The organism is Lachnoclostridium sp. An118, from assembly GCF_002160985.1.
In the GTDB taxonomy this organism is placed as follows: Bacteria; Bacillota; Clostridia; order Lachnospirales; family Lachnospiraceae; genus Claveliimonas; species Claveliimonas stercoravium.
In genome coordinates this window covers 1-12,990 of record NZ_NFLQ01000015.1, presented here as the reverse complement: position 1 = coordinate 12,990, position 12,990 = coordinate 1, and the positions used below count along the sequence as shown (strand labels likewise).

10 protein-coding genes and 1 pseudogene are annotated in these 12,990 nt (G+C 57.8%); 1 reads left to right on the top strand and 10 read right to left on the bottom strand.

What is annotated here, in order from left to right; genetic code table 11:
* The 9 genes and pseudogenes from priA to rhaB all read right to left on the bottom strand — a co-directional run bounded on the left by priA (nt 1) and on the right by rhaB (nt 10,850).
* Nucleotides 1-2,229, bottom strand: coding sequence for a replication restart helicase PriA (priA, locus tag B5E62_RS12405; RefSeq protein WP_087174920.1), 2,229 nt, complete (start codon nt 2,227-2,229; stop codon nt 1-3).
* A gap of 17 nt (nt 2,230-2,246) precedes the next feature.
* Nucleotides 2,247-3,710, bottom strand: a complete 1,464-nt coding sequence (locus B5E62_RS12400; protein WP_087174865.1) for a UDP-N-acetylmuramoyl-L-alanyl-D-glutamate--2,6-diaminopimelate ligase — start codon at nt 3,708-3,710, stop codon at nt 2,247-2,249.
* A gap of 129 nt (nt 3,711-3,839) precedes the next feature.
* A complete protein-coding gene (locus tag B5E62_RS12395) occupies nt 3,840-4,265 on the bottom strand; it encodes a MarR family winged helix-turn-helix transcriptional regulator (protein ID WP_162610306.1) in 426 nt (141 codons plus the stop codon).
* A gap of 92 nt (nt 4,266-4,357) precedes the next feature.
* Nucleotides 4,358-5,173: a purine-nucleoside phosphorylase gene (locus tag B5E62_RS12390; RefSeq protein WP_087174863.1), complete on the bottom strand. Its 816-nt coding sequence runs from the start codon at nt 5,171-5,173 to the stop codon at nt 4,358-4,360.
* Nucleotides 5,174-5,198: 25 nt separating this feature from the next.
* Complete coding sequence (locus B5E62_RS12385) at nt 5,199-6,389, bottom strand: phosphopentomutase (protein WP_087174862.1); 1,191 nt, start codon at nt 6,387-6,389, stop codon at nt 5,199-5,201.
* On the bottom strand, nt 6,376-7,377 hold the full coding sequence (gene add / locus B5E62_RS12380; protein ID WP_087174861.1) for an adenosine deaminase: 1,002 nt from the start codon (nt 7,375-7,377) through the stop codon (nt 6,376-6,378). The genes B5E62_RS12385 and add overlap by 14 nt, the downstream gene beginning before the upstream one ends.
* Before the next feature lie 50 nt (nt 7,378-7,427).
* Complete coding sequence (gene rhaD / locus B5E62_RS12375) at nt 7,428-8,261, bottom strand: rhamnulose-1-phosphate aldolase (RefSeq protein ID WP_087174860.1); 834 nt, start codon at nt 8,259-8,261, stop codon at nt 7,428-7,430.
* Between the two features lie 48 nt (nt 8,262-8,309).
* Nucleotides 8,310-9,420: pseudogene (locus B5E62_RS12370) on the bottom strand (L-rhamnose isomerase).
* Nucleotides 9,421-9,425: 5 nt separating this feature from the next.
* Entirely contained in the window at nt 9,426-10,850 is a 1,425-nt protein-coding gene (gene rhaB / locus B5E62_RS12365; RefSeq protein WP_087174859.1) for a rhamnulokinase, read from the bottom strand.
* Between the two features lie 147 nt (nt 10,851-10,997).
* Here rhaB and B5E62_RS12360 point away from each other — a divergent pair, with 147 nt between their 5' ends.
* Complete coding sequence (locus B5E62_RS12360; RefSeq protein WP_087174858.1) at nt 10,998-11,975, top strand: AraC family transcriptional regulator; 978 nt, start codon at nt 10,998-11,000, stop codon at nt 11,973-11,975.
* Nucleotides 11,976-12,068: 93 nt separating this feature from the next.
* On the opposite strand, the gene proC is transcribed toward B5E62_RS12360, so the two are convergent.
* Nucleotides 12,069-12,866, bottom strand: a complete 798-nt coding sequence (gene proC / locus B5E62_RS12355; protein WP_087174857.1) for a pyrroline-5-carboxylate reductase — start codon at nt 12,864-12,866, stop codon at nt 12,069-12,071.
* Nucleotides 12,867-12,990 lie beyond the last annotated feature (124 nt).

Sequence of the window (12,990 nt, the reverse complement as noted above, 5' to 3'; positions counted from 1 at the left end):
TCAAAAGGAATGCAGGGGGTCAAAATCAAACTGGATCCGGATGTCGCGGAACCCCCGGTTCAGCTCGATATACTGCTCCATCCTGTCCTTCGCCTTAACAAGCATACCATATTTCTCACATTTTAGATAGAGTATCTTTCGGTAAACATCGCTCACCTTCCCCACATAGGGACTGGCCGGACCGATCACCACAAGCTGTCCCGAGGCCCCCAGCCGGGCCGCGAATCCTCTCAGGTAGGCGGAGGCGGCTGTCAGCTTCTCCTCGTCCTCCGCAGACAGGAGCACGGCGAGGAGATGGGCAGTGGGCGGGTATCCCATCATCTCCCGGTACCGTATCTCCTCCTCGTAGAATGCCTCGTAGTCCTGACGGGCAGCGGTCTCGATGCTGTAGTGGTCCGGACTGTAGGTCTGGATCACCACCTCGCCCCCGCAGTCTCCTCTTCCCGCCCTGCCGGCGGCCTGTGTCAGGAGCTGGAAGGTGCGCTCCGCGGAGCGGTAGTCGTCGCTGTAGAGGGACATGTCCGCAGCCAGCACGCCCACCAGGGTCACGTTGGGGAAATCGTGGCCCTTGACGATCATCTGGGTGCCCACAAGGATATCCGCCTCCCCGTCCCCGAAGGCGGAGAGGATCTTCTCATGGCCGTCCTTTCTCCGGGTGGTGTCCGCGTCCATCCGGAGCACTCTGGCCCCCGGGAACTCCCGCTTTACCATCTCCTCGATCTGCTGGGTGCCCGCCTTAAACCCGCCGATATGGGGTGAGCCGCACTCCGGGCAGGTCCGCACCATGGGCCTCTCGTAGCCGCAGTAGTGGCAGACGAGCTGCCCGCCCCGGTGTGCGGACAGGGACACATCACAGTGGGGGCATTTGATGACATGGCCGCAGGCCCGGCAGGACACAAAGCCCGCATAACCTCTCCGGTTGATAAAGAGCATGGCCTGCTGTCCCTTTTTCAGCCGGTCCTCCATGAGCGCTCTCAGTCTGTCGCTGAAGATGGACCGGTTTCCCCTCTTCAGCTCCTCCCGCATATCTGCCACACAGACCCGGGGCAGAGCGGCGCTGCCGGCCCTGGATGGCAGGCGCAGCAGCACGTACTCTCCCCTCTCACAGCGGTAGAATGCCTCCAGGGATGGCGTGGCCGATCCAAGCACCACGCCGGCTCCCTCCAGACGGGCCCTCTCCACAGCCGTCTCCCGGGCATGATACCGGGGTACCTGCTCACTCTTGTAGCTCCCCTCGTGCTCCTCGTCTATGACAATGAGGCCCAGCCTGGGAAAGGGGGTAAAAAGGGCGGACCTTGGGCCGATCATGACGTCTATCTCCCCCTTTTTCGCCCGCTGCATCTGGTCATACCTCTCCCCTGCCGACATCCGGGAGTTGAGGATGGACACCCGGTCCCCGAACATCCTCTGAAATCGGAGCACGGTCTGCCAGGTGAGGGCGATCTCAGGGATGAGCACAATGGCCTGTCTGCCCGCCTCCACCACCTTCCGGATCATGGCCATGTAGACCTCCGTCTTGCCGCTGCCGGTGACGCCGTAGACCAGGTAGGTGCGCCGCAGCCCCTGGTCATAGTCCTCTGCAAATCTCCGGATGGCCGCCTCCTGCTCCGGAGTGTACGCGATCTGTCTTCCTTCTTCCCCTCCGGCCTGCACCGGGTTCCGGTACACCCGGGAGGACTCTGTGCCAAGAAGTCCCGCCTCCTCCAGGGCCCGCACCACCGGACGAGTGATATTCAGCTTCTCTCTGGCCAGGTCGTAGTCCAGCCTGGGGCTTGAAAGGAGGGCCTCAAGAAGACGGGCCCGGGCCTTCTGGTTCTTCTTCTGATACCACCGTAATCTCTCCTCTCCCTCCTCCGGGGAGACGAGAAGGACCAGTGTCTTCTTCTCCCTCTCCCGCTCCTTCCTCTTGATGGGGAGGACTGTCTTCAGGGCCTGGATCATGGTTCCCCCGTAGGACTCCTTCATCCAGGCGGCCAGGGCCACCAGCCGGGTCTCGATGCCCACGCTCTCCTCCGGCACTGCCAGGATTTCCTTTATCTTCGCCGGATCGTAGCCGGGAGTCTCGGAAAACCCCACAATGTATCCCCGGGTCTCTTTATTTCCCTTTCCAAAGGGGACAAGGACCTCCGTCCCCACCTCCAGCCTTCCTTCCAGCTCCTCCGGAACCGTGTACTGGAATATTTTGTCCAGCTTTTCAGTTGTAATGTCAATGATGATGTCTGCGTAAATCCTTCTTCCCGGCATCCTTACCCGTCCTTCTCTCCCCGGAGTGCATCCAGTATGGTCTCCCTGTCGTCCATGGGATACCGCACTCCCTGTATTTCCTGGTATGTCTCGTGTCCCTTTCCCGCGACCAGGACCACGTCCCCGCTCCCGCTCCTCTCCAGCGCACAGCGGATAGCCTCCCTGCGGTCCGGTATGACCGTGTAAGTCCCTTCCGTCCGCCTCATTCCCTCCACAATGTCTGCTATGATGTCCTCCGGTCTTTCCTCCCTGGGGTTGTCGCTGGTGATGAACGTCTCGTCCGCCATCCGCCCCGCCGTCTCCCCCATCTCGCGGCGCCTCTGCCTGGACCTGTTTCCCCCGCATCCAAAGAGGACAATGAGCCGGCCTCTCGCGAACCCCCTCAGAGTGGACAGGGCACAGGAAAGGCTCATGGCATTGTGGGCGTAATCGAGGAAAATGGTCCGCCCGCCCGAGGAGGAAACCAGCTCCATCCGTCCCGGGACTCTGACCCGGCTCAGGGCCTTTCGCACTGTCTCCCCCCGGGCGCCCAGCTCAAAGGCGGCAGCCGCAGCTGCAAGGGCATTGTACACATTGTATCTCCCCGGGAGAGGGATGAAAAAGGTCCCTTCCCGGCCCTCTATCTCAAAGCTCATGCCGATGCGGCCTCCCCTGGTCTCCTCCTTTATCTTTACGGCCCGCCACTTTGCGCCCTCCCCCGTGCCGAAGGTGACTCTCCTGCACCCGGTCCGGTCAAAGATTTCCCCATAGCAGGGATCATCGATATTGCCAAGCCCGGTCTCGCACTGGAGGAACAGAAGATGCTTGCACCGCCGGTACTCCTCCATGCTGTCATGCTCCCCCGGGCCGATGTGGTCCTCCCCCAGGTTGGTGAATATCCCCATGCGGAAGGGAATGCAGGCGGTCCGCTCCAGCTTCAGCGCCTGGGAGGACACCTCCATCACCGCACTTGCTATGCCCGCCTCCCTCATCTCCTGAAAATATTTCATGAGCTGGCAGGACTCCGGGGTTGTGCGTGTGCTTTGAAAGCGCCGCAGCCCTGTGTCCGTCTCGACAGTCCCCACCAGGCCGCAGGCTCCCTCCTCCATCCGCAGGATATCCCGCAGCATCCAGGCAGTGGTTGTCTTCCCCTTGGTCCCGGTTATGCCGATGACCCGCAGGTGCTCTGCAGGATATCCCCGGGCAGCCGCGGACATGGCGGCCAGGGCCCAACGGGTATCAGATACCCGGATCACCGTCACGCCGGGGGGGCAGGTGATCTCCTTCTCAGCCACAATGACCCACGCGCCTTTTTCCACCGCCTCCGGGACAAACCCGTGTCCGTCTGTTCCGTACCCCGCAATGCAGACGTAGACATCCCCCCTCTTTAAATCCCTCGTGTCGTTCGTCACACCCTCTGCCGGGGTGTGGACTGTACCTTGTATCACCTCATATCTCACCTGTGAGAGCAGCCGGGTCAGTTCCATATCTGCCTCCCGCGATATAAGCCTTATCTATAATTTTCACACAGCCGGGGGAGCCAGTCAACTGTTTCCGTGCGCCAAATTTCCCGGTCGGGTGACAAAAGGGCCGGAACAACATGTCCAGCCCTTTCTCTATTCCTGTCCTGCAAATTCTTTCACAACCTTTTTCTGGATGCGCAGCAGAGTCTCCGCATCCCGGGGCCCCAGAAATTCCAACAGCCTGGCCACATCCTCCAGCGCCTTCTCTCTCTTGTCTTCGATCTCAGCTCTGCCTGCAGGAGTAAGAGAGACGATGACCTGCCTGTTATCCTGGCAGTCAGCCGCGCGGGTCACCCACCCCTTCATCTCCATATGCTTTAAAAGCGCGGCAATGCGCGCTGTGCTGACCTGCATCTCTCTGCTGAGATCCTTCGGGAAGGCTGTCCCTCCCCTTTTTTCCAGATAGTTCAGGACAAAGCACTCTCCCTTCGTGAGCCTGGCCAGCTCCTCATTCGCCGCCACATGAGACCATTCAGAGCGCATTTTCAACAGCTCCTCTGCCATCTCTTTGTAATCCATGCTTTCTCTCCATCCGCAATTGCTATTAGTATTAGTAATAATCATAGGCCCCACGGCAGAGTTTGTCAATCCTTGTTTCAAAGAGGCAGCTTTTACGCCAGGCTGCTGACAAAAGAGGTCACCAGCCGCTCGAAGTGATCTTTCACCCTGTCGGCCGTCTCCTGCACCTCCTGGTGGTCCAGCGGCCTGTCCAGTATGCCTGCTGCCATATTGGTGATACAGGATATGCCGCACACACGCATTCCCATATGGCGGGCTGCCATGGCCTCACAGACCGTGCTCATGCCCACGGCGTCCGCCCCCAGGGTGCGGAGCATCCGTATCTCCGCCGGCGTCTCATAATTGGGTCCGGACATCTGGGCATATACGCCCTCCCGCAGGACGATCCCCTCTCTTTGCGCCGCACCCCGCAGCTTCTCCATCAGTCCCCGGTCATAGACCTGGCTCATATCAGGAAAGCGGGGCCCCAGCTCCTCCATATTGGCTCCCCGCAAAGGACTGGGAACAAAGGAAGAAATATGGTCTGTGAGCATCATCAGGTCACCCGGCTCGTAGGACAGGTTGATCCCTCCTGCCGCATTGGTCAGAAGGAGCGTGTGCGCCCCCAGCATCCCCATCAGCCGGACGGGCAGGACCACCTCCTGCATGTCGTACCCTTCGTAGTAGTGGACTCTCCCCTGCATCAGCACCACAGGCACTCCCCTCACCGTGCCGAAGAGGAAGCGTCCCTGATGGCCGGCCACAGTGGAGACCGGGAAGCCCTCCAGCCGGCTGTAGGGTATCTCTGCCTCCACCCGGATCCGCTCCCCGTAGGCGCCGAGCCCTGATCCCAGCACGATGGCCGCGCCGGGAACAAGATCCGTCCTCTCTCTTATGATATCCACATAGTTTTTCAGTCGTCTGTACATAGTCTTCCCCTTTCTCCGCAATTCTCTACAGCAGCTCAGGCAGCCGGGAGGTACCTATAGTCCCCTCCGGCAGCTCCAGGCCGAAATTGTCCGTCACGGTAGCCCCTATGACGGCAAAGGTGTCCGCATCCGGCAGTGCCCCTCCGCTCTCCATGGAGGGAGACCAGGCAATAAAGGGCACGTACTCCCGGGTGTGGTCCGTCCCTGTGTATGTGGGGTCATTGCCGTGGTCCGCCGTCAGGATCACCAGGTCATCCTCCCTCATAAGCTCCATCAGCCGTCCCAGGCCCGCGTCAAACCTCTCTATCTCCCCCGCATACCCGGCAGGGTCTCTCCTGTGTCCCCACAGGGCGTCAAAGTCCACCAGATTCGTAAAGCACAGTCCCCGGAAATCCTCCCGGCACAGTCCGCAGGTCTGCTCCATGCCGTGTACGGAGCTGTCCGAGTGGAGGGAGCGGGTGATCCCCTCACCCGAGAAGATGTCGTGGATCTTGCCAACCGCGATCACATCGAGGCCTGCGTCCCTGAGCACGTTCATAGCCGTCCTTCCAAATGGCTTCAGCGCATAGTCCCGGCGGTTGCTGGTGCGGACAAACTGGCCCTTCTTCTTTCCCACATAAGGTCTTGCAATGACCCGCCCCACCTTCCACTCATCCCTCATAGTAAGCTCCCTGGCAATCTCACAGCACCGGTACAGTTCAGCAAGGTCAAAGGTCTCCTCGTTGCCTGCGATCTGGAGCACCGAGTCGGCAGAGGTGTAGACGATCATGGAGCCGTCCCGTATCTCCTCCTCCCCCAGCTCGTCCAGGATCTTCGTCCCACTCTCGCTCTTGTTGCCTATCACCCTTTTGCCGCACCGCTTTTCCAGCTCGGCGATCAGCTCCGGCGGAAATCCGTGCTCCGTAAAGGTCTTAAATGGTTTCTCCACCTTCAGCCCCATCATCTCCCAGTGACCGGTCATGGTGTCCTTGCTCCTGCTGGCCTCCGCCATCCGCATGAAGCGCCCCGCAGGCGCCGGAACAGGGCCCAGCTGCGGACAGGGATGCAGGTTCAGCATGCCCAGCTTCTGCAGATGAGGGATGGAGAGAGGACCCACAGCCCGAAGGATATGTCCGAAGGTATCCACACCCGCATCTCCGTACTCCGGTGCGTCGGGCATGGCTCCTACGCCCAGAGAATCCAGGACAATAACGAAAATCCTTTTATAGCGTTTCATAGTCTCCTCCTTTCGCGGCCCGTATCTGCCGGAGCAGCTCCTGCTTTACACTGTCGTCCGCAAAGGAGACCTCAGCGGCGTTCTCCATCATCCGGCGGATCTCCAGGTCACTGATACCATAAAGTTCCTGCACAAGCTCCAGCTCCCCGGACAGCGTGCTGCCGCTGACCGTGCGGTTATCGGTGTTGACAGTGACCTTCAGTCCCCCGTCCAGAAATTCTCTCAAAGGATAATCCCCGGGGCTCTCCACCGCCTTTGTCTGGAGATTGCTGACAGGGCACAGCTCAATGCCGATATTCTTCTGCCTGCAGAGCCTTTTGAGCTCATCCTGCCCTCTCATCGCAATCCCGTGGCCGATCCGCCAGGCTCCGGCGTCTATGGCATCCCGGATATTTGCAGGGCTCCCGCACTCTCCCGCATGGATGGTGAAGGGCATCCCCATCTCTTTTGCCCGGGCAAAGAGCTCCAGGAAATCCGCCATGGGATAGGCCGCCTCATTGCCCGCCAGGTCCGCCCCGCACACGCCCTGGCCCAGAAACTCCCGGGCCGCCTGAAGCATAGCCAGATTCTGCTCAAAGGTATGCCCCCGCATGGCGCACACAATGACATTGTACTCTGTCCCAAGCTCTCTTCTGCCCTGCTCCAGCCCTTCCAGGAGGGACCGTATCACCCTCCCGCAGGTAAGGGAGCCGTGAGCCGAGAGGGAGGGCGCAAAGCGCACCTCCACATATCGCACATTCTCCCTTGACACAGATTTTATAAAGTCATACCCGGCTCCCCGCAGCCCCTCCTCGTCCTGGAGGCAGGCAAGGGGCAGGCTGAATTTTTCCAGGTACTGCAAAAGGCTCCGGCAGTCCCTGTCCACCTGCAGCTCCTTAAGGGACACCTTCCTCCCCAGCCTCTCTTCCACGAACTCCCGGCTCAGGGAACCGTCCAGGTGGCAGTGCAGCTCCACCTTGGGGAAATCCGTCCATTTATTTTTCTGCATAGCCTATGCCTCCCTCCTGACGTAAAAAATACAGCGCTTTATCCGGCTGTCTAGCCCTTCTCATAGAGGAATCTCTCCGGCAGTTCCACCTGAAATTCCTCTGCAAGGTCCTGGAAATCCTGAGGCTGGATCGTCTGCCGCTTGTCCGGGCGCATGGAGAGCACCTTCACCAGTATCTCGGCAGATTTCTCCACGGTGTGCATCAGTCCGAAGGTCAGGTCAAAGTCCTCCCCGGAGCAGAACATGCCATGATGAGCCCAGACAGCCACATTGTATGTGCGCATCAACCTGCTTGTCTCCACTGCAATATCTCTGCCGCCGGGCACCATCCATCCCACAACGCCGATGCCGTCCGGGAACACGATGGGGCACTCTGTCATCATCTCCCAGATTTCCCTTGTAAACACCTCGTCTCTGAGGGGAAGGACAAAGGTGAGAGCGATCACATTCGGGGTGTGGGCGTGGTAGATGACTCTGTGCCTTCCGCCTGAGACTTCCTTTTTCACCTCATGGTTCATCAGGTGGCTGGGCAGCTCGCTGGTAGGTCTTCCGCCGTTCACCAGCCCCCAGCAGATCCGGTAATTTTCTCCCTTCCCATCGATTTCAATAATGGCCGTACTGTCCTCCGGGTCCAGAGACACGTTACGAAAATACTTCCCACTTCCGGTGACCAGAAAATATTCCTCCGCAAGTCCGGGGACAGAAGCGCCAATGGACTTCCACTCTCCGGTCCTGTCAAGCAGGGGAAGCACCTCCCGAACTTCCTCCTCCTTCATGCGATAGGTAAGATTTCCTCCGTTCCTCTCATGCCATCCAAGCTCCCATCCGTCACTGCACATTTTCATAAAACCCTGTACAAATTTTGCATCCGTAACACCACTCATTTTTACTTCTCCTTTTTCTTTTATTATATCTCTTCACCGGCGATCTGCCTACTGTCTGCCGGCCAGAGTTTTCCTCTCGTACTCCTTTACTTCCTCAAACCATGACTCGCCCACAGGAACCCCTTCCTTTTCGCAGAAATAATCCCATACAGCTCCGAAGGGGTATGTCTTCAGCTCCTCCCGCAGCACCATGACCTCCGTAAGCCTGCCCTCCTTCTGGAGCTCTGCCAGTCTTTCATTTGGTGTCAGGAGCGCATAAAGAAGGGCCTTTCGAAAGCTCCGCAGCCCCACCGTCCAGGCAGCTATGCGGTTGATACTGGCATCAAAGAAATCCAGGCCGATCATCACTCTGTCCAGAGCATTATTCCTCACGATCTCTCCGGCTATCTCCCTCGTCTCATCGTCAAAGAGCACCACATGATCCGAATCCCAGCGCACCGGCCTTGTCACATGCAGCGCGATCCTGTCAAAGAAAAGCAGCATGGCAGAGAGCTTGTCCGAGACCATCTCCGTGGGATGGTAGTGACCGTTGTCCATCAGGGGGAGGATGCCCCTTCCGGCCGCATAGCTGACGGCAAACTCCCAGGAGCCGACCGTGTAGGACTCCATGCCGATGCCAAACACCTTGGACTCCAGACACACAAGCACCTTCTCCCTGTCGTAGGGGAGGTCCAGGATCTGGTCCAGAGAGGCTTTAAACCTGGCTCTGGGCGACAGGCGGTCCGCCGGAATGTCCTTGAATCCGTCTGGTATCCATATGTTCATGACACAGGGCTGCCCTGTCTCCTCAGCAAAATACTCCGCGATCCGAAGACATGCCTGTCCGTGGCTGCAGCCTGTCTCTGTCCACCTGCACTCCATCCTCAAAAACCGCATAGGATGCATGGAGATTCAGCTTTGTCCTGCCCGGGGCCAGGGCCAGCACCTTGTCTATATCCTCCATCAGCTCTTCTGGTGTCCTGGCCCGCCCCGGATAATTTCCGGTTGTCTGGATCCCGCCTGTGAGCGGGCCGTCATAGTCAAAGCCAGCCACGTCGTCGCCCTGCCAGCAGTGCATGGACACAGGGATCTCCTTTAAAATATCCAGCGCCCGGTCCGTGTCCACAGCTATTCCGGCATATCTTGACTTTGCCTCCTTGTAACGCTCCTCGGCTGTCATTTCTTTTATTCTCCCTTCTCACATATTCTCTGCGGCGCAAATACCTTTATCCCAAACGACTCTCTGACGTGCTCTCTCGCCTCCTTCAGGCTGCCAAACACGCCGTCCGCCATCATCTGCACCACCAGATTGCCTATAGCGGTCGCCTCTGTAGGGCCGGCGGACACACAGCGCCCGGTAACCTCTGCCGTGATCTGGCTTAAGTAATCAGCGTTCGCTCCGCCTCCTATAATGTGGATCCACGGGTAAGTCTGTCCCGTGACCGCTTCTATCTCCTCTATCGTCCTCCCATAGCACTCTGCCAGGCTCTGATAGATCACCGCCCCGATCTGCCCTGGCGTGTCAGGCACCTGCTGTCCTGTGCTCCGGCAATATGCCTTCACAGCCTCTTTCATACTTTCCGGGGCCAGAAAGCTGTCGTCATTTACATTTACTCTGGAGGGGAAAGACTTGTTTTTTTCTGCCTCCCCGCAGATCCATGCAAAGCTGTAGGCATCTCCGTCCTCATGGCGCACAGACTGTATCATCCACAGGCCCATGATATTTTTCAGAAGCCGAAATCTCCTGTCATAGCCCCCCTCGTTGGTGAGATTTGCTTTCATCGCCTGCCCGGTCAGGACTGCCTCTCTCACCTCTGTCCCCATCAGGGACCATGTGCCGGAGCTGATGTACAGCCCTGTGTCCTCCCGGCATGGCATGGCGAGCACGGCAGATCCCGTATCATGGGTGGCCGGCAGCACTACCTGACAGTCAAATCCCACCTCTTTTCGGATCTTCTCCTGAAGCGTCCCGAGGACCGTGCCCGGTCTGTGGATTTTCTGGAAGATCCTGCCAGGAAAGCGAAGACGCTCTATGAGCTCTCTATCCCACTGTCCAGTCCTCGCATTCACAAGCTGAGTGGTAGTCGCATTTGTGTACTCTGCCGACTTCTGTCCTGTCAGCAGAAAATGAAAATAGTCAGGGAGCATGAGAAGGCTGTAAGCCCGGCTCAGCAGCTCCGGCTCACGCTCTCTCAGGGCCGCAAGCTGATACACGGTATTAAACAGCTGCTTCTGGATCCCGGTCCGCATATACAGCTCCTCCTCCGGCACCGTCTCATAGACCTTCCGGTCCATCCCCCTTGTCCGTCCGTCTCTGTAACCCACAGCCGGGCCGAGCAGGCGGTCCTTCTCATCCAGGAGCACAAAGTCCACCCCCCAGGTATCAATCCCCATACTCCCGGGAGTATATCCCATCCTAACGCACTGCTTCATGCCGTTTATGATCTCGCCAAACAGCTCCTCCACATTCCAGCAAAGCTTTCCGTCCCTCTGAGTCATCCCGTTTGGAAAGCGGTAGATTTCTTCCATCTTCATCCTGCCGTCTTCCATATATCCCAGCATATGACGGCCGCTGGAGGCTCCGATATCCACCGCCAGATAGCTCTTCATCTGCTTCCTCTCTCCTTTCGTTTTTCTTTTAGGATACCCTCTTTTTCTCCGGTTTTTTAGGTCTGCATTTTCAAAAAAAACGGACCTTATTTGCAGCATGTGCTATACTATATACTAACATACACCCAATTGGAGAGGAGAGGCAGAATGGATCCACGGATTTTAGAAATATTAAAACAGATCACACCGGAAGAACAGGAAATCCTGAATGGAAATACAGATGTCCGGCGCGAGCTCTACACATCCGCCAAAAGCTTTATCATCGACAGCGGAAGGCTCCTGTCAAAGGGAAAGCTTATTGAGGTCCGCCCCCACACAAGGTTTGTACACTTCCCCCGGCACGGTCACAACTATGTGGAAATGGTCTACATGTGCGCCGGCTCCACCACCCACATCATTAACGGATCCCACCGGATCGTGCTCTCAGAGGGGGACCTGCTTCTCCTGGGGCAGAACGCTACCCAGGAAATCCTTCCTGCCGGGGAAAATGATATTGCCGTCAACTTCATCATACTCCCTGAGTTTTTTGACAAGGCTATACACATGCTGGAAAGCGGGAGCATCCTCTATAATTTTATCCTTTCCACTCTTCAGGCGCACAACGCAGGAAGGAGCTATCTCCATTTTCATGTCCGGGATGCCCTTCCCGTCCAGAATCTCATTGAGAACATGATCTGGACGCTGGTGCAGAAGAGTTCTGCTCCAAATACGATCAATCAGTTCTCCATGGGCCTGCTCTTCCTCAATCTGACCAGCTTTGCAGACGCCATTGACTATGAAGAGGGAGAGCTCTTTGACCAGAACCTGGTCTTTATGGCTCTGCAGTACATCGATGAGCACTACCGCTCCGGCACCCTGGAGGAGTATGCCTCCTCTGTTCATATGAAGCCCTACGCCATCAGCCGCCTTTTAAAGCAGCACACCTCCAGAAATTTCAAGGAGCTCCTCATGGAGCGCAGACTGCAGCAGGCCGCCTATCTGCTGGCAAACACAAAGCTCCCGGCAGAGGACATCCTGCATGCGGTAGGCTATGAAAACAGCAGCTTCTTCTATCGCAAATTCAGGGAAAAGTACCAAAAAAGCCCCAGAGAATTCCGTCGGATATCCCAGCCGCCGAACAGATAGACAGGAAAGAGCTTCTCACAGGGAACGGGGACTGTCCTCCTGCCGGACAGCCCCCGTTCCCTATATCTGTTCCCCTGAGTGCAGCTTTTTCTTTTACAGCCTCTTCGACTTCTCTGTAGCCACGTTGATACACTCCATGACCGCGCCTCTCATGCCGCCCTTTTCCAGCGCCTCGCAGCCCTCAATGGTTGTTCCTCCCGGAGAGGTGACCATATCCTTGAGCTGGCCCGGGTGGATGTCCAGATCCAGGATCATCTTTGCCGTACCCAGGCAGGTCTGAGCCGCCAGCCGATAGGCGGCAGCCCGGGGCAGTCCCTGCTTTACGCCCCCGTCAGCCATTGCCTCGATGAACATGGCCACATAGGCCGGGCCTCCGCCGCTAAGGCCACAGACCGCGTCAATGAGATGCTCCGACACCTGCTCCACAGTACCGATGGATTCGAAAAGCTCCTCGGCCGCCGCCATCTCTTCCGCCGCAAGGTCATTGTCGGAGCAGAGGGCGAACGCTCCCTCAAACACCATGGCCGGCGCATTGGGCATAGTCCGCAGGATGCGGGGACTTCCCTTACACATCCCCCTCAGTCTCTCCGCCGTGATCCCGGCCACTATGGAAACGAGGGCCTTCCCCTCCAGGGCGTCCCCGCACTGGGCCAGCGTCTGCTCCGTGTACTGGGGCTTCACCGCCAGCAGGATCAGGTCGCTGTTCCTGCACACATCCGCACAGTCCGCCCCCAGAGCCACTCCCCATTCCTCTGCCTTCTCCATGGCGGCTGCGCTGACATCATAGACCATGGCGTTTTCCCTGGCAAGCACACCGCTCTCCAGAGCTCCGCGGAGGATTGCTCCTCCCATGTTTCCGCATCCGATCCATCCAATCTTCTTTGTGATCATTTTCATTCCTCCTAGTATAATAATGGTGTAGTCAATAATGACTACGGGTTAATAGTTACAAAGTCTAAATGAATAACTGAAGGAGGGCTTCCCTCTCCATCAGATGTTATTGTTTCCTTACCGT

Coding starts and splice junctions, on each gene's coding strand:
- B5E62_RS12400 (WP_087174865.1), bottom strand. CDS start 3,710: ATGGAACTGACCCGGCTGCTCTCACAGGTGAGATATGAGGTGATACAA.
- B5E62_RS12395 (WP_162610306.1), bottom strand. CDS start 4,265: ATGGATTACAAAGAGATGGCAGAGGAGCTGTTGAAAATGCGCTCTGAA.
- B5E62_RS12390 (WP_087174863.1), bottom strand. CDS start 5,173: ATGTACAGACGACTGAAAAACTATGTGGATATCATAAGAGAGAGGACG.
- B5E62_RS12385 (WP_087174862.1), bottom strand. CDS start 6,389: ATGAAACGCTATAAAAGGATTTTCGTTATTGTCCTGGATTCTCTGGGC.
- add (WP_087174861.1), bottom strand. CDS start 7,377: ATGCAGAAAAATAAATGGACGGATTTCCCCAAGGTGGAGCTGCACTGC.
- rhaD (WP_087174860.1), bottom strand. CDS start 8,261: ATGAGTGGTGTTACGGATGCAAAATTTGTACAGGGTTTTATGAAAATG.
- rhaB (WP_087174859.1), bottom strand. CDS start 10,850: ATGAAGAGCTATCTGGCGGTGGATATCGGAGCCTCCAGCGGCCGTCAT.
- B5E62_RS12360 (WP_087174858.1), top strand. CDS start 10,998: ATGGATCCACGGATTTTAGAAATATTAAAACAGATCACACCGGAAGAA.
- proC (WP_087174857.1), bottom strand. CDS start 12,866: ATGATCACAAAGAAGATTGGATGGATCGGATGCGGAAACATGGGAGGA.